The sequence below is a fragment of the Marinitoga okinawensis genome, assembly GCF_055387075.1.
In genome coordinates this window covers 2,247,210-2,270,465 of the sequence record NZ_AP042422.1, presented here as the reverse complement: position 1 = coordinate 2,270,465, position 23,256 = coordinate 2,247,210, and the positions used below count along the sequence as shown (strand labels likewise).

19 protein-coding genes are annotated in these 23,256 nt (G+C 24.1%); all 19 read right to left on the bottom strand.

Annotation, left to right across the window (positions count from 1 at the left end):
- Positions 1-286: 286 nt before the first annotated feature.
- A complete protein-coding gene (locus ACZ5CK_RS10965) occupies positions 287-1,291 on the bottom strand; it encodes an IS110 family RNA-guided transposase (protein ID WP_464581857.1) in 1,005 nt (334 codons plus the stop codon).
- A gap of 214 nt (positions 1,292-1,505) precedes the next feature.
- Entirely contained in the window at positions 1,506-2,477 is a 972-nt protein-coding gene (locus tag ACZ5CK_RS10960; RefSeq protein WP_464581856.1) for a transposase, read from the bottom strand.
- A gap of 122 nt (positions 2,478-2,599) precedes the next feature.
- Positions 2,600-3,742 carry a glycosyltransferase gene (locus ACZ5CK_RS10955; RefSeq protein ID WP_464581855.1) on the bottom strand — a complete coding sequence of 381 codons (1,143 nt, stop codon included), beginning with the start codon at positions 3,740-3,742 and terminating at the stop codon, positions 2,600-2,602.
- 659 nt (positions 3,743-4,401) lie between these two features.
- Positions 4,402-5,514: a non-hydrolyzing UDP-N-acetylglucosamine 2-epimerase gene (gene wecB, locus ACZ5CK_RS10950; protein ID WP_464581854.1), complete on the bottom strand. Its 1,113-nt coding sequence runs from the start codon at positions 5,512-5,514 to the stop codon at positions 4,402-4,404.
- Between the two features lies 1 nt (position 5,515).
- On the bottom strand, positions 5,516-6,625 hold the full coding sequence (locus ACZ5CK_RS10945) for a capsular polysaccharide biosynthesis protein CapF (RefSeq protein WP_464581853.1): 1,110 nt from the start codon (positions 6,623-6,625) through the stop codon (positions 5,516-5,518).
- Position 6,626: 1 nt separating this feature from the next.
- Entirely contained in the window at positions 6,627-7,646 is a 1,020-nt protein-coding gene (locus ACZ5CK_RS10940; protein ID WP_464581852.1) for a polysaccharide biosynthesis protein, read from the bottom strand.
- Positions 7,647-7,659: 13 nt separating this feature from the next.
- Complete coding sequence (locus ACZ5CK_RS10935; protein WP_464581851.1) at positions 7,660-8,880, bottom strand: glycosyltransferase family 4 protein; 1,221 nt, start codon at positions 8,878-8,880, stop codon at positions 7,660-7,662.
- Between the two features lie 16 nt (positions 8,881-8,896).
- Positions 8,897-9,757 carry an NAD-dependent epimerase/dehydratase family protein gene (locus ACZ5CK_RS10930; RefSeq protein WP_464581850.1) on the bottom strand — a complete coding sequence of 287 codons (861 nt, stop codon included), beginning with the start codon at positions 9,755-9,757 and terminating at the stop codon, positions 8,897-8,899.
- Between the two features lie 8 nt (positions 9,758-9,765).
- Positions 9,766-10,365 (bottom strand): sugar transferase, encoded by a 600-nt coding sequence (locus ACZ5CK_RS10925; RefSeq protein ID WP_464581848.1) that lies wholly within the window; start codon positions 10,363-10,365, stop codon positions 9,766-9,768.
- An 11-nt stretch (positions 10,366-10,376) separates the two neighbouring features.
- Positions 10,377-12,263: a polysaccharide biosynthesis protein gene (locus ACZ5CK_RS10920; RefSeq protein WP_464581847.1), complete on the bottom strand. Its 1,887-nt coding sequence runs from the start codon at positions 12,261-12,263 to the stop codon at positions 10,377-10,379.
- A gap of 36 nt (positions 12,264-12,299) precedes the next feature.
- Complete coding sequence (locus ACZ5CK_RS10915; RefSeq protein WP_464581846.1) at positions 12,300-12,926, bottom strand: CpsB/CapC family capsule biosynthesis tyrosine phosphatase; 627 nt, start codon at positions 12,924-12,926, stop codon at positions 12,300-12,302.
- Positions 12,927-12,945: 19 nt separating this feature from the next.
- Complete coding sequence (locus ACZ5CK_RS10910) at positions 12,946-15,111, bottom strand: GumC family protein (protein ID WP_464581845.1); 2,166 nt, start codon at positions 15,109-15,111, stop codon at positions 12,946-12,948.
- Between the two features lie 178 nt (positions 15,112-15,289).
- Complete coding sequence (locus ACZ5CK_RS10905; RefSeq protein ID WP_464581844.1) at positions 15,290-16,276, bottom strand: glycosyltransferase family 2 protein; 987 nt, start codon at positions 16,274-16,276, stop codon at positions 15,290-15,292.
- Positions 16,277-16,288: 12 nt separating this feature from the next.
- A complete protein-coding gene (locus ACZ5CK_RS10900) occupies positions 16,289-17,383 on the bottom strand; it encodes a glycosyltransferase (RefSeq protein ID WP_464581843.1) in 1,095 nt (364 codons plus the stop codon).
- Positions 17,384-17,403: 20 nt separating this feature from the next.
- The gene (locus ACZ5CK_RS10895; RefSeq protein ID WP_464581842.1) at positions 17,404-18,804 is read right to left on the bottom strand and encodes a lipopolysaccharide biosynthesis protein; all 1,401 of its coding nucleotides are present in this window, start codon (positions 18,802-18,804) and stop codon (positions 17,404-17,406) included.
- Positions 18,805-18,816: 12 nt separating this feature from the next.
- A complete protein-coding gene (locus ACZ5CK_RS10890; RefSeq protein WP_464581840.1) occupies positions 18,817-19,938 on the bottom strand; it encodes a glycosyltransferase in 1,122 nt (373 codons plus the stop codon).
- A 69-nt stretch (positions 19,939-20,007) separates the two neighbouring features.
- A complete protein-coding gene (locus ACZ5CK_RS10885; RefSeq protein WP_464581839.1) occupies positions 20,008-21,111 on the bottom strand; it encodes a glycosyltransferase in 1,104 nt (367 codons plus the stop codon).
- 9 nt (positions 21,112-21,120) lie between these two features.
- Entirely contained in the window at positions 21,121-22,260 is a 1,140-nt protein-coding gene (locus tag ACZ5CK_RS10880; RefSeq protein WP_464581838.1) for a hypothetical protein, read from the bottom strand.
- 7 nt (positions 22,261-22,267) lie between these two features.
- Positions 22,268-23,251 carry a glycosyltransferase gene (locus ACZ5CK_RS10875; protein ID WP_464581837.1) on the bottom strand — a complete coding sequence of 328 codons (984 nt, stop codon included), beginning with the start codon at positions 23,249-23,251 and terminating at the stop codon, positions 22,268-22,270.
- Between the last annotated feature and the right edge of the window lie 5 nt (positions 23,252-23,256).

Genomic DNA, 23,256 nt, shown 5'->3' with positions numbered 1-23,256 from the left:
AGTCAAATAATTTATGTATCTTTTGTATTATTTAAAATTATTTAAATAACTATAGAATGATTTAGATAATTTGGATCATATTTTACATTATATTTGAGAAGTGTATATACTAGTTCAGCTAGTTTCCTCGTTATTGCTGTTAAAGATACTTTTTTTAATTTACCTCTTTTAACTAAATTATTATATTTTTCTTTGTAGTAAGGGATTAGTTTTAAGGCTCTTATTGCCCATAATGAAAATATATGTCTTAAATACGAGTTTCCTTTTTTAGATATTCTTTTATTTTTCAGTTTTTTCCAGATTGAGATTTTACAGGATCAAGACCTATATATGATACAAATTTCTTTTTGCTATTAAATCTGGATATGTCTCCTATTTCTGATATTATTGTAAGTGGGGTTATTAAGCCACCTGAACCTGGAATTGATGTAATTATTTTGTATGCGTTATAATATTTATTATCATTAGATTCATCATACTCATTAGTATCATTTTTGGAATTATCAGTATTATTACCATCTTTAATTATATTATTAGCTAATTTCTCTATTTCTTTTTCTAGTAAAGCTATTTGCTCTTTATAGTTTTTTATTAATTCAATTTTTGTTTTAATTAAAAGTGCTGATGAATCATGTTTTATACCAATTGATTTCTTTAAGTCATTTACTAAATTTGTTGCTTTTTCTTTATTCCAACGTTTAGACGATGATAAGAGATTTATTACTTTTCTTTTGTGTTTTAAAATAGACTGATATGTTGGATATCTGGATAATAATCTTAGTAAGGCAGGAGAATCCATTTCAGAAAAATATTTTAATATTTCTGGCATATACTTTTTCAAATCATTGTTTAATTGTGTTTTTAAAGAAGAAAGATTTTTAGCTAGTGATTTTCTTAATCTTAATAAATTTCTCAATTCTAGTATAGAATCATCAGGTTCAAATGACTTAATAGCAAAATCACCCAATATATATATAGCTTTAGCAATGTTTTTAGCATCCATCTTATCTGTTTTAGAATGACTAAAAGATTTCATGAACTTTTTTAATGAGTAAGGATGTAATACAATAACATTAATATTATTTTCTTTTAAAAACTGTTTCAGAGATAAATGATACGTACCAGTTGATTCCATAGCTATAATATATTCGTCATCGATATTTTTGATGATTTCTAAAAACTCTTGAAAACTATCATAGGATTGTTTGAATACAAAATGTTTAAACTTTTTACCATCAAAAATTGCAACATCAAATTTAGAAGCAGAAATATCAATACCAACAGTAATCATACGAGAACATTTCCTTTTCTCATACGATCGTGGTTCGTGCAAGCTTAACGCTTAATTCTCTAAAACATGGTAAAAGGAGAAGATAACTACATCCACAAGCTTTAAGCTTAGTCCAAAAAACTATCTTTCTCTGTAAGCATTTACTTTAACTAAAATATTCTTTATGCTATTAATATTTTATTTATCTATATATATTATACACGGTCCAAAAAGTCTAAGGACCGAAAAAATTAGAAACCTTTTTTAACTCATAACTATTAAAAAGATTAAAAAGGAAGATTAAATTGAATAAAACAACGGTAATACCAGCAAAAGTTAAATAATTTCTATTTCTAACATACCAAACGTACTCAGTTCCAAAATATGCATCCATAATGCCATTTACATGCTCTATTTCCCAACGTAATTTATAATCATCTTTAAAGACAATTCTAAAAGATTTCATAACATATCTATTATATGATTCATAATATTTGGTATTCCTATTATTCAAATCAATAGCAGGAATAGAACCAGAAGATTTTATTTTAGAAAAAATATAATAAGAATCATATGCAGCATCTAACAAGATTATTGAAAAAGATTTTATTGATATGAATAATTCATCAAATAATTTTGATTCATGTATAGATGCTTTAGCTACTGTAAAATCAAAGATGAAATCATTATTTACATCTAGAGATAAATAAAGTTTTTTACCAAATTTTTTACCTTTAGTAGTATATGTAAAACCAAATTCATTTTTATTAAAAGAAGATTTAGCTTTACCCCATCTACTAGGTTTACAAGGACTAATAATATTAGCATCAATTGCCACGTGCGTTTTATATAATTTTATATTGTTGTATATCCAATTAATTAAATCATTGTTTATTTTTCTAAAATCTAATTTATTAGCTCTATATGAAATAGTTTGAAAAGACGGTATTTCATCAATTCCTATCAAAGTCAAATATTCATAATTATTTTCGAAAAACTCTTCAGACTTTCTATATGATTTATCAAACATCTTTAATAGAATTAATATTTTGAGAATAGCTTTATCAGAAAATTTCTTTTTTCTACCAAAAGAATAATCAGGTTCTTTAAAAAATATATCAATAATATTGAAGACAAAAATAATCTCTTTTTTAACAAAGGAAGACTTGAAAACATTCTTCTTTTGTGCTAATATTGAATTAAGCACTCCTTTCTTTGTTTGTTGTCTCAATTCAATGTTTCGTCATTGAATTAAGGAGTGCCTATTTTTTTATCTTACTTTTTGGACAGTCTACCTATATATAATTAGATATTTTTTTAATTTTTTTGTTAATATAAGATCAAATTATACTTTTCTTCTATTATGTTAAAAATTTCCTCCCATATATTTATTGTAGAATATTTTTTTTCATATTTTTCAATTCCTTTTTCTGAATAATATAATCTTATCTTTTCATTTTCGGCAACAAATTTTATTGCTTCAGCAATTTTCTCACTATCATATGGATTAAAATAATATGCTGCATCTTCACAAACATCATGTGAATAAAGCATATCTGATGCTAAAATAGTTTTTTCAAATGCCATTGCTTCTAAAAGTGGTACTCCAAAAGACTCACAAATAGATGGAAAAATTATAATATCTGATTCTATATATTTTTTATAAATTTTTTCTCTATCCATCAAACCTAAAAATTCAATATTATTATTTATTCCTATTTTATGAGAAAATTTATATAATTTTTTTGATTCTTTATTTGTATCTTTATCAAAAGATACTAAAAGTTTATATTTACTGCTGTTGATTTTTTTCATAGCTAAAAATAGATTTCTAAAATTTTTATAATCACCTGAAACTGGTATTGCTGGATAAAAAATTTTTATTTCTTTATACGATTTATTATCTTCCATACTTTTTATATTGTTTTTCAATCTTTTTATTTTTTCATAATCAATTATATTCCAAGTAATTATTTTTGCTTTTTTGTAATATCTTTCTTCTAATATCTTTTTCATAAAATTTGTTTGAACAAACACATCTGAAGCATTTATAATAGACTTTTTAAATTCTTTTTCTAATAAAAACATTTTTAACTTTATTTTCAATGGTAATCTTATTCCTTTACAATAAGGCAAAGCCTGCCTTATTATAGTTCCTTTAGGGATGTTTAATTTGTTTGAAATAACACCTAAAGGGAAAAAAGCATATTTAACGTTTTCCTTTTTAACAACTTCAACAATCTCTTGATTATACCATCTAAATTTTCCTATTAACCCATTTTTTGAATTATCAGAAACGTGTATCTTTATATTTTTATTTTTTATTATAGGCTCTATCTTATTTTTTACTTTATTATTTACACAAATAATAATATTTGTTTTCAAACTGGAATTTACATAATCTATAAAATTCAATAATGATGTATATGCTCCTCCATATTCTGCTGGAGTAAAATCAAATAAAACATTCATTAAATCACCTCTTCATAAAAATACTTTTGATTAAATTTCCTCATCTAATTTTTTGAAAACGTTCATTCTTTTCTTAAAAAGAATTTGTTCTATTACTTTATTTTTTTGTTTTAAAATTTTTTACACATTACCGCTAATTGATAATTGTAATCATCTCATAAAACATTTTGAGAAAAAATAAGAAAATGATATCCCTTAACTAAAGAAATGAAAGGAGTGTTTTGTATAGAAAATGTAAATAAGTATTCTTCTGATTTAAATTTCAAGTGTTAAAGAATATCTTAATTTTGATAAGGGTCAAAATGATATTTGAAATAAATATAGTATTTCTCGTTCTGTTTTTGCTAAATTAGTTAAGATTAATAGGAATTTAATCATGATAAACAGTTCTTTATATTATTTTACCACCAAATTTTATTTTTAATATTTTTTCTAATCAATATACTGATTCTAATTTAAATGAATTAAATCTATTAAATTTAGTGATTTTATTGTTTACACAAAATATTGGTTTCTCTTATTTTTTTACAATATTAAAGGGTCACACTGCTTTTTGATTTTTATATGTTGTCATTTTATTAAATGCTATCAGGAAGCTATTTTACTCAACTTCTATTTTTTCTTAAGAAATATTTATTTATACTTATTTAAATAATTTTTTAAATATTTCTTTTCACATAATCAGTATATGAGATTATTATTCTCAACACTTTTTCTGATACATTAGTCACATTATAATCATTTACTATTTTAAAAGTTTCTTTATTTTGTTTTTCTAATATTTCTAATCCTTGCAAAATTCTATCTTTTTTTAAACCAACCATCATTACCGTTCCTTCTTCCATAGCTTCTGGTCTTTCATGAGCTTCTCTAATATTAAGTGACTTTAATCCAAGTATTGAAGTTTCTTCACTTATTGTTCCACTATCACTTAATACCGCTTTTGCATTCATTTGAAGATTTATATAATCAATAAAGCCAAAAGGTTTTAATGTTCGAATTAAAGGATTTAATTTTATTCCTTTACTTTCAATTACTTTTCTTGTTCTTGGATGTGTACTAAATATTATAGGTAATTCATATTTTTCTGCTATTGCATTTAAACTTTCTACTAAATTATAAAAATTATCTGAATTAACATTTTCTTCTCTATGTGATGATACAACAAAATAATTATCTTTTTCTAAAGATAATTGTTCTAATATTGTTGATTTTTTTATATCTTCCATTTTGTTATATATAACTTCATACATTGGACTTCCTGTTACAATAATTCTATCAGGTGGAAATCCTTCTCTTAATAAATATTCTCTTGCTATATGACTATATGGTAAATTTATATCTGCTATATGATCAACTATTTTTCTATTTGTTTCTTCAGGAACTTTTTGATCAAAACATCTATTCCCTGCTTCCATATGAAATATAGGTATATGTTTTCTTTTTGCTGCTATTGCAGAAAGACAACTGTTTGTATCTCCAAGCACTAAAAATGCATCTGGTTTTACTTCATCTAATATAGGATCTATTTTTATTAATATATTTCCTATTGTTTCCATTGGATTTCCTGTTGCAGCATCTAAAAAATAATCTGGTTTTTTTAAATTTAAATCTTTAAAAAACACTTCATTTAATTCATAATCATAATTTTGACCTGTATGAACTAATGTATGTTCAATTGCTTTTGATTTTTCTAATTTATTTATTACCTGAGATAATCTTATTATTTCTGGTCTTGTTCCAACTACTGTCATAACCTTTAATTTTTTCATTTTAAACCTCCAAATAATATGTATCTGGGCTTTCTGGATCAAATGGTTCATTTGCCCACATTATTGTCACCATATCAGTATCTCCAAGATTTTCTATATTATGAGTATATCCTGGGGGTATGTCTACAACTTCCAATTTATCTCCGCTAACATAATATTCAATAATCTCATCTGAATCTATTTTTCTAAAACGAATAACTCCTTTTCCACTAACCACTAAAAATTTTTCATTTTTTGTATGATGCCAATGATTCCCTTTGGTAATTCCTGGTTTCGATATATTTACTGACACTTGTCCTCTATCTATTGTTTTTATAAACTCTGTAAAAGAACCTCTATTATCTATGTTCATTTTAAGTTCATAACTAAATTTATTTTCAGGTAAATAGCTTAAATATGTACTATATAATTTTTTTACAAACCCATCTGACATATCTGGTATAGATTTATCTTCTCTACTTTTTTTAAATGAATATATTAAATCTACGATTTCTCCTAATTTCCTTTTATGTTCAATTGGAACTTTACAAAAATCACCAATTCTATTTTCTTTATTTTCCAATGCACTTATAAACTCATTTATTACATCATCTATATATACTAAAGTTAATTCGACATTTGGATCATTAACTTGTATTGGTAAATCTCTTGATATATTGTAGCAAAATGTTGCTATAGCACTATTATAATTTTGTCTACTCCATTTACCAAAAACATTTGGTAATCTATATACATATACTTTAACATTATTTTCTTTTCCATATTTAAATATTAAATCTTCTCCTGCTTTTTTACTTTTTCCATATGGATTATCTCTTTCTGCTTGTATGGAAGATGTTATTAAAATCGGAACTTTGTTATTATGTTTTTTTAATAATTCCAATAATTCAGATGTAAATCCAAAATTTCCTTTCATAAACTCTTCTTCATTTTTTGGACGATTAACTCCAGCTAAATGAAATACAAAATCACATTGTTTTGTATATTCTTCTAAAAGATTTTTATCTGTTTCTCTTGTAAATTTATATATATCTTCATATCCTCTATTTCTTAATTCAGCTATTAAATTTTTACCTATAAATCCTTTTGCCCCAGTTACCAATATTTTCATTTTATTTCACTCCAAATTCTTTTAAATCATCTTGTATTTCTCTTAATTTTAATAACATTTTTATCAATTCTTCTTCAGTTAATCTTTCTGTATTATGCGAATTATATTCATGTGCTTGAGTTATTACTTCGTCTCCATTTTCAAAGTATTTATTATAATTTAAATCTCTTGTATCTGCCGGCACTCTATAATATCTTCCTAAATCTATAGCTCTAACCATTTCTTCTCTTGTTATTAATGTTTCATATAATTTTTCTCCATGTCTTGTACCTATAATTTTTATTTCATGTTCTGGTTTATTTAATAATTTTCTAATTGATTCTGCTAATACACCTATTGTAGCAGCAGGTGCTTTTTGTACAAATATATCCCCATTACTTCCATTTTCAAATGCATATAATACTAAATCCACAGCCTCATCTAAACTCATCATAAACCTTGTCATATTTGGATCTGTTATTGTTATTGGTTCATTATTTCTTATCTGATTAATAAATAATGGAATTACTGATCCTCTTGATGCCATAACATTTCCATATCTTGTTATACATATTGTTGTGCCATTATCAGCTCTAGATTTAGCTATTGCTACTTTTTCCATTAATGCTTTTGTTATTCCCATTGCGTTTATAGGGTACACTGCTTTATCTGTACTTAAACATATTACTTTTTTTACCCCAGCATTTATTGATGCATTTAATACATTTTCTGTCCCAATAACATTAGTTCTTACTGCTTCCATTGGATAAAATTCACATGATGGAACTTGTTTTAATGCTGCTGCATGAAAAACATAATCTACTCCCCTAAATGCATCTATTAATGAATCATAATTTCTTACATCGCCAATATAAAACTTTAATTTTGGATTTTTATAATATTTTCTCATATCATCCTGCTTTTTTTCATCACGAGAAAATATTCTGATCTCTTTTATATCAGTATCTAAAAATCTTCTTACTACAGCGTTTCCAAACGATCCTGTTCCACCAGTTATTAATAATACTTTATCTTTAAACATAATCTATCTCCTTTCAATTAATAAAAAACTGATCCATTTCATCAAGTAAAAACTTTTTATTAAAATTCTTTAAATAATATTCTCTTGCATTATTTCCCATTTCTATAAGTTTTTCTTTGGGATATTGAGAAATTTTTAATATTAATTCAGAAAGCTTTTTGTAATCTTCAGGATCTACACATTCTCCTGATTTTGATCCATTAATGATATTCTTTATTTCACCAGATGCTGCTGCAATTATCGGCTTGCCACAAGCCATATATGTTTGTACCTTAGCTGGAATAGTTAATTTAAAAATAGGACTATCAGATAAACTCAAAAATGCTACATCACTACAAGCTAAAAACTCTGGTATTTTTTCTGGTTTTTGTTTTGGAATAAAATTAAATACATCATTTACATTTAATTCATTTACAATTCTAATTAATTCATTTTTATACCTACCATTTCCAATAATATTAAATTTTATATTATTATATAATTCTTTATTTTCTTCTTTTATAACTTTAGCAGCTTTAGGTAAAATATCTAATCCCTGTGCCTCTCCAATATTTCCGGTAAAAGTAATATTAAAAAATTTATTATTAATATATTTATTATTTATATTGCATGGTTTTGAACTATAAAAATCTTCAGCATATTGAGGCCAATATATAATTTTATTTTCATTTATTCCACGTTTTTTTACAGGTTCTATAAAGCCTTTTGATGAAACAAATATTTTGTCGCAATTATTATATATATATTTGACCATTTTTTCTAATGATTTTATAATAATTTTATTTTTAACTCCACCAACAATTTCAACATTTTCTGGCCATAAATCTTGAACATATATATAACTTTTTATTTTTTTCTTTTTTGAATACCATACACCTGGTAAAGCTTGAGTCATAGGTGAAACTTCAAATATAAAAACATAATCAGCATTAATTTTAGTAAATAATACCCAAAAAAATCCTGATATTACAAAAGATATAAAATTTAAAGCTAACATAATACTATTTTTTCCTCTGGGAAAAATAGGTAATCGTATAATTTCAATTCCATTATATTTTTCTTTCCTTTTTTTGAATAAATTATATCCATCATAAAATTTACCTTCAGGATAATTCGGAATACCTGTAACAACAGTTACTTTATATCCTTTCTTAACCCATTCTATACAGATATCATTTATTCTAAATGATTCTGGATAAAAATATTGTGATATTACTAATATATGTTTTTTCAAAATTATCACCCTTAAATTATTTTTCTGTTAGTTCAATTGATTCTCTAAAACTTCTAATCCTATAATCAATTTTATATTCACTAATTTCTTTTTTATATATCAAAGTACCAAATAATTTATTAATACTCCTAATATTTGGTCCTATTAAATTTATAATAGGATTAAATACTTTAATTAATTTTATTTTTTTCCCATGTATTTCTGCTATTAATTTAACCATATCGCTAGTTTTTACATATTCTTTGTTTTGAGGGAAAAAAACTCCTCGTTCTTGATTATCTATAATAAGTCTAATAAATTCACATAAATTATCTATATGAATCATACTTCTTTGATTTTCTATATCAGGAAAAATCGGTGTTATTTGTGATAATTTTGATAATTTAGGATAATTTCCTTTTGAATTTTTACCATAAATCATAGGTGGTCTTAATATAACAACATGAAAATCTTTATTTTCTAAATTTTTTATCCCAATTTCAGCTTGAAGTTTACTATCTCCATAAAAATTATTTGGTTTTGGTATTGTATTTAAGTCTATAACCTTTTCTTGCTTTAATGTGCTTTCACCATATATAATCATACTACTCATAAAAATAAATTGTTTTACTTTTTCTTCTCTTGCTTTTTTTGCTACATTTATAGTTAAATCTCTATTTATTTTATAATATAATTCTTTCATAGAATGTTTTGTCGATATATGTGCTATTCCAGCAACATGAAAAATTACATCATATATAGAAAAATCAATGTCTTTCCAATCTTCTGTACGTAAGGAAATTTTATCCACTAAATATTTATCTTTCCATTTAGACAACCACTTTTCTAAACTATTCCCAACATAACTATTTTTACCCGTTATTAATATCTTTTTCATTGTTCACCTCAGTGTTTGTTTTGATTTGCACCTTCTTTAACCCCTTCAGCTTTTACTACACTAAATATCGTTCTAAATATTATATAAAGATCAAACCAAAAACTAATTTTTTTTACATATTCTCCATCGTATTTTGCCTTAACGGGTATAGGTAACTCATCTCTTCCATTAATTTGTGCCCATCCTGTAAGTCCTGGATAAATATCATTTGCTCCATATTTATCTCTTTCCGTAATTAAATCATATTGATTCCAAAGAGCCGGTCTGGGTCCCACTATTGACATATCACCTTTTATTATATTTATTATCTGAGGTAACTCATCTAAGCTAGTTTTTCTCAAAAACTTCCCTATTCTAGTTATATATTTTTCAGGATTTTCCAATAAATGTGTTGGTACATCTTTAGGTGTATCGATTCTCATAGTTCTGAATTTCAATATATTAAAATATTTTTTACTTTTCCCAACTCTTTTTTGTTTAAATAAAATAGGCCCTTTAGAGTCTAATTTTATTAATATTATTAATATTAATAATAATGGAGATAATATAACTAATCCAATAATTGAAAAAATTAAATCCAATATTCTTTTTATATATTTTCTATACATATTCTCCTCCATTAAATAGTTTTTTTAACTTTGTTATTATTAACCTCTTCTGGTTTTCTATATGTTGGTACTATTTCTTTTATTTTCTTAATCAATTTTTTATTATCATTTAATTCTGATATTTCTTTTAATTCTTCTAATTGTTTTAATAATTTTCCATTTGATATATTTTGTGGTTTGCCTATAAATATCTTTTCATTTTTTGTCTTTTGTAATCCCTCTTCATCCATTAATAATTCTTCATATAATTTTTCTCCTGGTCTTAATCCTGTAAATTTAATTTCTATATCAATATCTGGTTCTAACCCAGATAATTTAATTAAATCTCTTGCTAAGTCTGCAATTTTCACTGGTTCTCCCATATCTAAGACAAATATTTCCCCACCTTTTGCAAATGCTCCAGCTTGTAAAACCAATTGAACTGCCTCTGGTATTGTCATAAAATATCTAATTATGTCTGGATGTGTTACTGTTACTGGACCACCATTTGCTATTTGTTTTTTAAATAAAGGAATTACAGAACCATTACTTCCTAATACATTTCCAAATCTAACTGCTACAAACTCTGTATTACTAATACTATTATATGATTGTATTATTTTTTCGGCTATTCTTTTTGTTGCACCCATTACATTTGTTGGATTCACTGCCTTATCTGTTGATATTAATACAAACTTTTTGACATTATATTTATCTGCTAATTGCACAAGATTTAATGTTCCAAACACATTTGTACGTACTGCTTCCATTGGATGATCTTCCATCAATGGTACATGCTTATAAGCAGCAGCATGAAAAACTATATTTGGTCTATAATTTTCAAAAATTGTTTCCATTCTTTTTCTATCTCTTATATTAGCTATAATTACTTCCATATTTAATAATCCATTATAATTCATTTTTAATTCATTTTGAATATCATATGTATTGTTCTCATACATATCTAATATAATTAATTTTTTGGGATTAAATGTAGCTATTTGTCTACATAATTCAGAACCAATCGAACCTCCACCACCAGTTACTAATACAGTCTGATTTTTTAAATATCCACCTATTTCTGTTAAATCTATTTTTACTGGTTCTCTTCCTAATAAGTCTTCTATTTCAACATCTCTTAATTTACTTATTGTTATCTTCCCATCTATTAATTCATATACTCCTGGTAAAATTCTTAACTTTGCTTGTGTTTCTTTACATATTTCAATAATATTTTTTATTTCTTTTTTAGGTGCTGATGGTAAAGCAATTATTATCTCATCCACATTATATTCATTTGCTATTCTTATAATATCCTCTCTTTTGCCTAATATTGGAACACCATGTATTGATCTATTTAATTTATTATCATCATCATCTATAACTCCAACAATATGTTTATTCAATTGAGGTGATTCAATTATTTCTTTAATAACCATAGATCCTGCTGATCCTGCACCAACAATTAAAACATTTGAAATCATGTTATTTCTTTTTCTAAGCTTATATTTTGTTCTTCTCAATACCCTATATGTAAATCTTGATCCGCCAACTAAACCTGTTATTAAAAGAAATGATATTGCATACGTACTTTTTGGTAATTTCATATTTTCTAATAACGAAATTATAAATATGGTTGTGGTTCCTAAAAATGTTGCCTCAACAACAGAAATTAATTCATCAATACTGGCATATCTCCAAAGACTTTTATACAATCTAAATAATGAAAAAAATACTATCATTATAATAGTAAAATATACTGAGTTTTTCATTAATATATCTAAATATTCTTTAGGAATATTTCCATCGAATCTCAATGATAATGAGATATAATATGAAATATTTATAAATGCTATATCCAGTATTAATAATAATAATGTTCTAATTGTCAATTGAAACTTATGATTATTATCTGTCATTTTATCACTCCATTATCTTTAAAAAACATCCCCATCCTATATCTTCAATATCTTCTTACCTTTTTCCATTATTTCTTTGTATTTTTCAAATAATGAAAAATCGATTGGTTTTCTTTTTTTACCATGATAATCTGTTGCTATAAAATCTATTAGATTATTTGGTATAAAATAATTGTCTTTTTCTATATATTCCAAATTCATCTGGAAATAAACATTCATTGTTTTTAATTTATCTATTAATACTTCATTATCTTTTAACCATTGATATCTTTCTACATGAGCTAATATTATTTCATATCCTTCAAGTTGTAAGTCAAATATCTTATCTAATAAATACATTGGATATATTGTTGTTGGTAATTCTATTAATACAAAATAATCTTTTAATGGTATAAAATTATTATTTTTATTAGGCCCTAAATATAATTCACTGCCTAAATACGTTGTTATTCCTATTTCATTTGCTTTTTCTTTTAATATTTCATAATGTTTTTTTATTTTCTCTATATCTGTTTTTACTGTTGGATGATTTACATGTGGTGTAAAAAATACTGTTGTAATATTATTTTTTTTATAGTTTTCCAAAGTTTCTATTGATTCTTCCATTGTTTTTAATCCATCATCAACTCCAAAGAGTATATGATTATGTATGTCAAAAAACATATAAACACTTCCTTAGATATTATTTTGATTTACTTTTTTTCCTTTTTTTCTTTTCACCATCCTGGTAATAATAATAATAATAATAATAATAGTAACCTGAATTCTTTTCATTAATATCATCAATTACAATACCGAGTAATTTATTGTCTGACGTTGTTATATTTTCAAGAGCAACTTTTAATGAATGCTTTTGTGTTTTTCCTGCTCTTACTACTAATACTAAACCATCTGTATGTTTTGCCACAATTAAAGCATCTGCTGCTGCAAGAATTGGTGGTAAATCTATAACTATTTTGTCGTATTTTTCTTTTAATTGATTTATTAATTCTCCAAATTTCTTTGATGTTAATAATGCTGTCGGGTTTGGCGGTAATGGACCAACTGGTATAACATCTAAGTTTTCCATATAATTTTGTGTTATTCTTTCTATTGGAACATCTTTTAATATATGATTAACAAAACCTATATTAAATCTTTCTAATCCCAATGCTTTTTCTACCCTCGGTTTTCTCATATCCATATCCAATAGTAATGTTTTTAATCCATTTTGCGCATAGGATATTGCTAAGTTTGCTGAGGTTATTGTTTTTCCTTCACCTGGGCCGGCACTTGTTATAGCAATTACTTCAGGAGATGGAGTTGTAGAATAATTAATATTTGCTAATGTTAATTTAATAGATTCTGAAACTGGTGAAACTGGTTCATTTAATACTATTAATTCTGGCTTTTCATATTCTTTTTTCATTTCAAAGGTAGGAATTCTACCTAATACTATATGACCTTTTGCCATTCTTTTTATTTCATCTTCATCTTTTATACTTTTATCCATATATTCAATTATAAAAGCAACGAGAATACCTAAGAATATACCTAATACTCCACCAATTGCTGCAGTTAATTTTTTATTTGGTTTTATAGGTTTATCTGGTACTATAGCAGAATCAATTAATTTTGCTGTACCTATTACTCCTGCTTCCGCTATTCTTGTTTCTTCTAATTTTTCTAATAATAATGTATATAAATTTTCTTTTACTTTCACATCTCGTTGTAACTCTAATAATTGTTGTTCGAGTAATGGCAATTTAGAGAATTTTTCATTATATGTATTTTTTAATTTTGTTAATGCTTCTATTGTTGATTTTATTACCTCTGTATTATATTGGGATTCTATTAGTTGTAAATATATATCTTGATATGCTGGATTTATTGTCTGAACCTGTGAAGTTACTATTTTTGATACCTCATCTTTTAATAATTTTTCTGTTTCTGCAATTTTATCTTTGATTTCTTTTACTTTTGGATCTGTTTCTGGATATATATTTTTTAAACCTGCTAATTCTACCTGGTAATCTATTAATTTTGATTTTAATTGGTTAATAAAAGGATTTGTTGATATCGTTTCTGATGAAATTATCTTTTCATTTACTTTTTTTAATAATTCATTGAATGCTTTTACTTTTGCTTTTGTTTCCTCTAATTGAAGATTATATTGGTTGATTTGCCTATCATATTCCAATGTGAAAGATAATATGTTTTTTGCTTCTTCATCTAATAAGAAAACTTTATTTTCTTCTTTAAATTTTCTTATTCTTTCTTCTGCCGCTTTTAAATCATTTTCTACTTTTGGTATTTGTTCTTCTATAAACTCTCTTTTTACTGTATATTCATTTTTTGATAATGTTTTTAAGAATTCATTATATACTTCTGCAAGCTTATTTGCTATATTCTTTGCTAATTCTGGATCTTCATTTTGAACAGAAATTTTAACTATATTTGTATCTTTAACAGGAGAAACTGTTATCATTTCTGATAAACTTTTTATTACATCTTGTTTTGTTATTTCAGTTTTTGAATATTCTGATTTATTTTTAAAGTATTCTACTAAATTTAAATCATCCACTACTTTTTCTATATTTGTTCTACTTTTTATTAATTCTACTTCTGTTGAAATTTCTGGTCTTGATGAAGAAATTTGTGAAGTGAATATGTCGGAAATCGAGCTACTTTGTTGGGATTCAATTTTTAATGTAACGCTGGCTTCATATATTGGAGTGGTTAAGAACAAATAAGTAATAGTTATAGCAACAGTAATTACTACAGTTAAGAAAAACCACCAAAAACGCTTTTTAAATATATGTAGTATATCTTCTAGAGTAAGTTCGTCTTCGTAAACTTCTGGTTCCATTTTATTCCTCCGTTCATTGTAATTTATTCCATTATATATTTTACTACACTTTATAAAAATGTCAATGCATCTTAATATTCCATTGACTTATTCTACCATTAAAATGCATTTAATTCAAGTTCTTAATTTTCTTTTATATAAACCTTCTAAATATATTAATATATCGAGCGATTAATTATTAAAGGATTAGAAACAAACCATAAAATGAACCTAATCCATATGATATATGAAGTATCCAAAAAGATATAAATGTGGGGAAAAATAAATTTGAATTTTTATTCTTCATAGATATTTTTAGTGAAAAGTATATTGTAAGAACTATATAAATTGAAAGGACTAAAAAAAATGGTATTCTTGCAATTGGCGAAAATATTGAAGCTATTGTTCCAAATAATAAAAACAATACAAATAATAATGGAATTATATGTCTTAGTGAAAATCCTTTTTTAGAATAATGTGTAGAAAGTATTACCCATAATCCATTTTGAAAGTTGTTTTTTAATAAGTCATTATAATTATCTCTTGCATAATAATAGCTTTTTGCTTCTGGAACAAGCATTATTTTCATACCCGCTTTTTTTAATCTTAAATTCATTTCTATATCCTGATTTCTTTTTAATTGTGGTACAAATAATCCAACCTTTTCGAATACTTCTCTTTTATATATACCATATGCTACTGTATCTACATATTCTTCTTTTTCATTTCCTGTTCTATATTTTGCTCCACCTACACCAAAAGGATGAGATAATACATTTGCTATTGCTTTGGCTATTGTTGTTTCTTTTCCTGGTTTTGTTATTACAGAACCACCCGCTATATCACATTTATCTTTTTCTAATCTTTCTATGCATGCTGATATATAATTTTTTGAATATGTTGCATGTGCTCCTGCTATCATAATATAATCACCAGTTGCTTCTTTAATTCCAAGATTTAAAGCAACTGGGGTTATTTTTAATTCATTTTTGATTATTTTTATTTTGACTTTTTCATCATTTTCATTTTTTATTTGTTCTATTATCTCCCTTGTTTTATCTTCACTTAATCCATCAACAATAATTATTTCTTTATTCTCGTAATCGTTTTCTATTAATGAATTTAGACATTTTTCAATATACTTTTCTTCATTTAATGTTGGTATTATAATAGATACTTTTTTCATTTTATCCCCCCATCAAGACAATACAAAATTTATAAACTCTTTTTCTTTCTCTTCTGTCCAAATAAACTCATGTTTATACTTTTTTATATTTTCTAATAATTCATCATAATTTTCATATGCTTTTATTATTTTATCGACTGATTCTTCTACATTCTTTGGATTGATTACAACACCTATGTTATATTTTTCAACTTCCTTTGACATTGAAATGAATGTGTTTTTTACTATTACCGGTGTTTCACAAGCAATTGAATCATAATATTTATTCGGTAAAGAGAATATATCATTTTTATATTCTCTATTTTTTACTGTGTTAAAAGATATTAAAGAAAATGCCGATTTTGATAGTTCTTTCATCATATCTTCATATGGTAAAAAATCTGTATGTTTATGTGGTATATCTTTAAAATATTCTGATTCCATTCCTATTATTCTGAACTTAAATCCATTTTTTATTAATTTTTTTAGTATTTCTTTTTCATCATCTAAATTTCTCGTTACTTTTCCAACAAAAGATATTTCTCTGTTTTTTTCCTTAGATGAAACTTCTATTGCTGCATAGTTTTTTACAATCACATATTCTTTATTTATATTTAATACACTATAAACATCTTCTTGAATCTGTTCTGATACAAAAATCAATTTATCTGATAATTTTAATTGCTTTTCAAAAATTTTCCATAATACTTTTTCTTTTAGTTGTTTTTTAAAACCAGATAATTGATTTAAAAAATTTTCCGGATGATATTCATGAATATCAAAAATTATTTTTTTACTTCTTTTTTTAGCTACTTGAAACGGTTCTAAAGGTCTGGATGCAAGAAAATGATGCATATATAATATATCATAATCATAATTTTGAACCATATTCATTATTTTTTTATCAAAGCCTCTTCTATTTTTTAATTTAATTAATATATTAGCTTTTAAATTTTTTGTATATGGTGTAGGTTTATATATAATATTACCTTCTTCATATTCTTTCTCATTATTATAGGTTACATATTGATATATAATCTTGTTATTTTTTGATAATGCTTTTACTGTTCTAAAAACTCTTTTATCATATTTCGGATGCATACATCCAATTATTAATATCTTTTTCATTTTCAACACCTTTCTTGATATTACATTTTTTTCAATATCCATTTTATTTCATTTTTATATATAAATAACATTATAAAAATGGAGGTTATTCCAGAAATAATTGTTAATATTGTATTTGTGTAAAATGTGCCTATATATGCCACTATAATTGTTACTATTATACCAATAAATATTTTATAAATTTTAAATCCTACATAATATAATCTCTCTGCTATTAGTGTCCTTAATATAAAAAATACTACATATGATAACCCCGTTGATATTGCTGCTCCTTTTGCTCCTAATATTGGAACTAAAATTGTATTTCCTATATAATTTATTAATGCTGATATGCTTATTAATACCATATGCCAATATGTTTTTTTCTTAAAATTAATACCTAAAACCGTGGTTTCTGATATTGTATACATTATAGGCGTTAATATTAAAAATGGAGCTATATATGCTGCCTCTCTATATGATTTTGCTAATATTAAAAATATTATATCTTTAAAGCTTAAAACTATAAATCCAAATACAAACATTACGAAACTTATTGCCAAATTTGCTTTTCTAAAAAATTCTTTATTATTTTTATTATTCTCATATTTTTCATATGCTACTGGTGTCCAGAATGTTGTAAATCCTGCTTGAATTAAGTTCATTACAGATACTATTTTAAATGCTGCACTATATAATCCTATTTCTGTAAATGTTGTATATTGTTTTAAGGATATTCTATCTATCGATGTAAAAAACCAGCTTATTAAAAATGTTGGAATAAATGGCAATCCGTATTTTATATATTTTTTTATCAAACTCAATTGAATTTTTTCATATTTTCTGAGAACTTTGTCTTTGCTAAATCCATATATTAATGAAGTAATATTTCCTGTTATTTGCCCCACTACAATGGCGTAAAAATTTGGTTTTATTAATATTGCATATGTTATAGTTCCTGCAATGTTACCTAATGCATTTAATATTTGAATAGTAGAAAAAAATAATCCTTTTTTTTGCATTCTTATTGATAGTTGATTATATCTTTGAATAATTCCTGTTAATAGAGCTATTAAAAATATAATTCCAATATATTTGTATTCACGAGAATATATCAAATTACTTAATTGTTTTTCAAATATAATAAATATTAAAGAAATTGCTATTCCACTAATAATTGAAGGAATTAATGCTGTCCAGAATGTTTTATTTCTTTCATTTTCTTTTATTTCATAATAATATCTTATATAACTTTGATCTAATCCCATAATAGATAAGATAAGGGCTATGTTATATACAAGTGTAAACATTGAAGCTCTACCAAATTCTTCTGGAATTATTAAATAAGATATTATTGGTGTAGCAAAAAAGCTTATTATTGCTCTTACCCATGTCCCTACTGAAAATGATAGAAATTTTTTTAAATAATTTTTTATATTCAAAAAATTTCCTCCTTAATTATTTTCAATATATTTATATATTTCAATTTCTCTTTTTACAATATTTTCCCAAGTATATTTTTTAGCTCTGTTAATTAATTCTTCAGAATTATAACCACCTTTTAATATATTTATTATTCTTTTTGAAAATCTTTCTTCAAAATTTTCTCCATCTGGAACAATATAACGTTCAAATCCTATTGCTTCTGGAATACCTCCAGCATTACTCCCAACAACTGCTGTTCCACAAGCTTGTGCTTCTATTATTACAGCTCCAAATCCCTCATCCCTGCTTGGAAGTATCATTATATCCATTGCATTCATGTATTTAGCTACATCTTTTTGAGGTAATTTACCAGTAAATATTACATCTAAATCCTTTGTTTTATCCTCTATTTCTTTTTTTAAAACTCCATCACCTACTACTATAAATTTAGTTTGCGGAATTTCATTAGAAATTTTTTTAAATATATCTGGTAACTTATCAGCTCTTTTTATTTTTTTCAAATTACCCACAAATCCTACATAATTATAATTTTTTTCATATAGATTTAATTCTTTACGTATTTGACACTTATTAATAGGATAAAAAATATTTGGATCATAACCATTGCCAATTACAACTGAATTCTCACCATTGTATTTGTAGGACATTGCTTTCTCTAATAATTTTTTACTTACAAATATACATTTATTAGCTTTATTCAAAACTTTTTTATATAATTCTGGATTTTTAGACATTCCAAGATTTATATCACTTCCATGCAAAGTTACTATATATGGAATTTTATATTTTATCCATAAATAATAGGCAATTAATCCCGCTGGTATTTCACCATACATTCCATGAGCATGAATAATATCATATTTAGAAATGTCTTTGCTTATTTTTTTTGCATATTTTTTTGACAAATATGTATTAAATTTCTTTTTTAATAAGGTGTCTAATAAAGTAATTTTTATTTCTGGATCAGAATATAATACTCCGTCTAAATAATTAATAATTTTTTCTGAAGTAATCAATTCTTTGTGTAATATTTTTTTTATATATGAAAATATTTTTGATTCTTGAAATCTTACAATATATGCATCATATTTTATATTAAATTTATTATAATATTTCAATCTATTGGTCAAAAATATACCCCTTATAAAATTGCTTTCAAGAGGAAAAATATTCGCTAAAATTAACACTTTCATTTTACATTAATCTCCTTTGATTCTAGTAATTATTTTATTTAATTTTATTTCCCAAGATAAATTATTTTCTGCATATTTTCTCATTTCTTTTATATAATTTTCATTCTTTATTTTATTATAAAAATTTTTTATTTTATTTATATTTAAAGGTGTCTCTTCTTGAGAAATATAATATACATATTTAAAATTCTCAGGAAAATCATTATCTATAGAAGATAAAATAAAAGGCAACCCTTTCGCACAATATTCTCTATTTTTTAATGCACTCTCTTTATAAATTCCTTTCCTGTGATTTCCAAGACTCCCTATTCCAATATCTGCTATATTAAATAATTCATTCAATTCTTTACCTTTTTTAAATCCATGAAATATTATATAGTTTTCTAATTTTAATTTATTAGATAACTCTTTTAAATTATTTAATTCTTCACCTTCTCCTACAACATGAAAATATACTTTTTCTGAAGGATTGTTATTATAATATTCATATAATCCTTTTATTACTCTATCATAACCATGCCATTTACTTACTTTTGCTACACCTAAAAGATTTATATTTTCATGTTTTACTGGCTTTCTTAATTCAATTTTATTTAAATCTATACCATTTTCTATCTTTATTGTAGGTATTCCGAAAATTTCGTCATGATCAGAAAAAGTTACAATATAATCAATATATTTTTTTAATTTTCCTATATAAAATGTTTCTATTAAATATGTAATCCTGGCTTTTAGTCTTTTATCTTCATTGTGAAATGGATATGTGGGAATTTCTAAAAAAATTTTTTTGCTTTTTATTTTTTTTAGAAAATTTATAAAATAAAAATCTGTATATGGATATCTTATATACAGATTTTTTATATTATTTTCTTTTATTACATTATATAAAAAATTGTACATTTGAGTCCTTTTTTTTAATTTATTTTTAAATATTGCTATTAATTTTTTTTCTTCTTTTTCATTTAGAAATATCATATTGTAATTATCAAAATATATAAGTCCTGTTTTTATATGTTTATTAAACGCATTATATTGAGAAAATATTTTTTCTTTTACACCATAATAATTTTTATCTTCTAAATTATAATGTGTAAAATATATAAGATTCAAAATACCACCTCATAATGATATGTATGAAAGGAAAGCTTCAAATGTCAATATTATTCCATAAATGAATTTATAATTTTTGAGCTTTTCTACACTAATTTTTGTTTCATTTAATACAAAAAATATAAAAAATATCAATATTACAGCTCTTTGCCTTATATCAGCACTGCCATATACTACCTGATATACAGCAAAAGTTAAAAAAGAAATAGAAAAACTAAATAATGAATCTGTTTTTATATTATTTAAATAAAAATATTTTTTTAAATCTAATATAAATATTATTAAAACTATTGGAAAGGTTAAATAAAACAAGATATGGAGCATATAATATATATATCCTTGAGATTCTAAAAAAGGTTGCTCGAAATATTCTTCGTGAAATAAATATCTTATAGGAGTTGGGCCAAATAATGCTCTTATTGGTGATGTTATTGAAAAACCTCCACCCGTTCCTGATGATTCTAATTTATCCAATACAGAAAAAATTGTATTACTATATGTAATAAAAACTCCTGCTGCTAAAAGGAATATTAAAAGATAAAGTAATATTAAATGTTTTTTCTGGAGTCTGACATTATTTAAAAAAGGCAATATTATTAAAAAATAAAAGAATTTAAAAAATGGCCTTACCATATCTATAAAATATATAGTAAAAAATATTATTATAGATTGATATATTTTATTTTTTATTTTTTGTAAAAGATATATTCCTGTTAATCCGATTATTATAATATAATTATCTTTAAAAAAATTTACTGTTGTAAATATCAATGTATGATTCATGTATAAAATAAAAAAATATAAATTATTCCATTTCTCTGTTATTAGCAACATTAAAAGAAAGATAATATTTGATTGTACTGTTAATGCAAAAAAGACATTTTGAAAAGGATAAATAAATATTTTTAAAAAAAGTGGATATTGATAGAATAAAAATTTTGGCATATCTGATATATATGATTTAAACGCCGTGTAATATAAATATGTGTCTGAAGTTTTTGGTTCTACCTGATATAATGCTTTATAATTCTGAATCCCATAAAGATATATTAATGAGAGAATTATAATATTATATATTAAAAAGTGTTTTTCTCTTTTTTGAATATACGAAGTATAAACAGCTAGAATTAAAATTAATATACCAAGCATTAAGTAATCAGCTCCAGAGTATTTTCTTTAATTTTTCCATTCCATAATTTAAATCAAATTTATTCTTATGATTATATTTTCGAAAATCAATATTATAAAATTCTAATATTTTTTCTTTTACTTCTAATAAGCCTTCTGCGATAAATTGCTTTTCTAATAAAAATTTACTTATATCCGTTTCATATGCAATTATTGGCAAATCTGCATTTATAGCTTCTATTAATGCCATAGGCATCATTTCTTTTTGTGATGGAAAAAAATAAAGATCAGATGCATATAAATATTTTTCCACATCATCTACTAATCCTGGCCAGATTATATTATCTTTTAAATTATTTTTTACTATTTCCCTTTCTGGACCATCTCCCAAAATCAAAAATTTTATATTTTTTTGATCCTCTAACATTTTTGATAATTCTATTATATGGGAAACATTTTTTCCTTTTTTAAATACTCCACTAAAGGTAACTATATAATCTTTTTCTGAAATTTTTAATTCTTTTCTTAAATTATTTCTTATTTGTTCCCTTTCATTTTCGGAATATTTGTTTATATAAAAATTTGGGAAAAATATTATTTCTGTATTAATATATTTTTTTATTAAATTCTCTGTAATAGGAGTTATCTGAATAAATCCATCACAAACATAATTTATCATTTTCGATAGCATTTTTAATTTTTTTTCTGAATACAATAAATGTTGAATATAATATATTCTAGGTTTTCTTGATTTCCATATATACTTCATATACATCTTTAAAAGATTCCTATTTGTATGTATAAAAATAATATCATCTATATTTTCATTTAATTTATCCTTTGACATATATTTTATATTATGATCTTCTAATTTTTTTAAAAATTTATCATCCATATATTCTGCTACAATATAATTTTTTATACCTAATTTGTTCAAAACTATTGCATAATTTACTGCTACATTTTCTCCTCCACCGAAGCGAAATTTATCTAATAATTGAAAGACTCTCAAATTAA

What these genes read in the sequence shown, in the direction of transcription:
- ACZ5CK_RS10880 (WP_464581838.1), bottom strand. Translation starts at nt 22,260, where the DNA reads ATGCTTGGTATATTAATTTTAATTCTAGCTGTTTATACTTCGTATATT.
- ACZ5CK_RS10930 (WP_464581850.1), bottom strand. Translation starts at nt 9,757, where the DNA reads ATGAAAAAGATATTAATAACGGGTAAAAATAGTTATGTTGGGAATAGT.
- ACZ5CK_RS10915 (WP_464581846.1), bottom strand. Translation starts at nt 12,926, where the DNA reads ATGTTTTTTGACATACATAATCATATACTCTTTGGAGTTGATGATGGA.
- ACZ5CK_RS10945 (WP_464581853.1), bottom strand. Translation starts at nt 6,625, where the DNA reads ATGAAAATATTGGTAACTGGGGCAAAAGGATTTATAGGTAAAAATTTA.
- ACZ5CK_RS10920 (WP_464581847.1), bottom strand. Translation starts at nt 12,263, where the DNA reads ATGACAGATAATAATCATAAGTTTCAATTGACAATTAGAACATTATTA.
- ACZ5CK_RS10965 (WP_464581857.1), bottom strand. Translation starts at nt 1,291, where the DNA reads ATGATTACTGTTGGTATTGATATTTCTGCTTCTAAATTTGATGTTGCA.
- wecB (WP_464581854.1), bottom strand. Translation starts at nt 5,514, where the DNA reads ATGAAAAAATTAAAGGTTATGACAGTAGTTGGAACAAGACCAGAAATA.
- ACZ5CK_RS10955 (WP_464581855.1), bottom strand. Translation starts at nt 3,742, where the DNA reads ATGAATGTTTTATTTGATTTTACTCCAGCAGAATATGGAGGAGCATAT.
- ACZ5CK_RS10925 (WP_464581848.1), bottom strand. Translation starts at nt 10,365, where the DNA reads ATGTATAGAAAATATATAAAAAGAATATTGGATTTAATTTTTTCAATT.
- ACZ5CK_RS10940 (WP_464581852.1), bottom strand. Translation starts at nt 7,646, where the DNA reads ATGTTTAAAGATAAAGTATTATTAATAACTGGTGGAACAGGATCGTTT.
- ACZ5CK_RS10900 (WP_464581843.1), bottom strand. Translation starts at nt 17,383, where the DNA reads ATGAAAAAGATATTAATAATTGGATGTATGCATCCGAAATATGATAAA.
- ACZ5CK_RS10910 (WP_464581845.1), bottom strand. Translation starts at nt 15,111, where the DNA reads ATGGAACCAGAAGTTTACGAAGACGAACTTACTCTAGAAGATATACTA.
- ACZ5CK_RS10905 (WP_464581844.1), bottom strand. Translation starts at nt 16,276, where the DNA reads ATGAAAAAAGTATCTATTATAATACCAACATTAAATGAAGAAAAGTAT.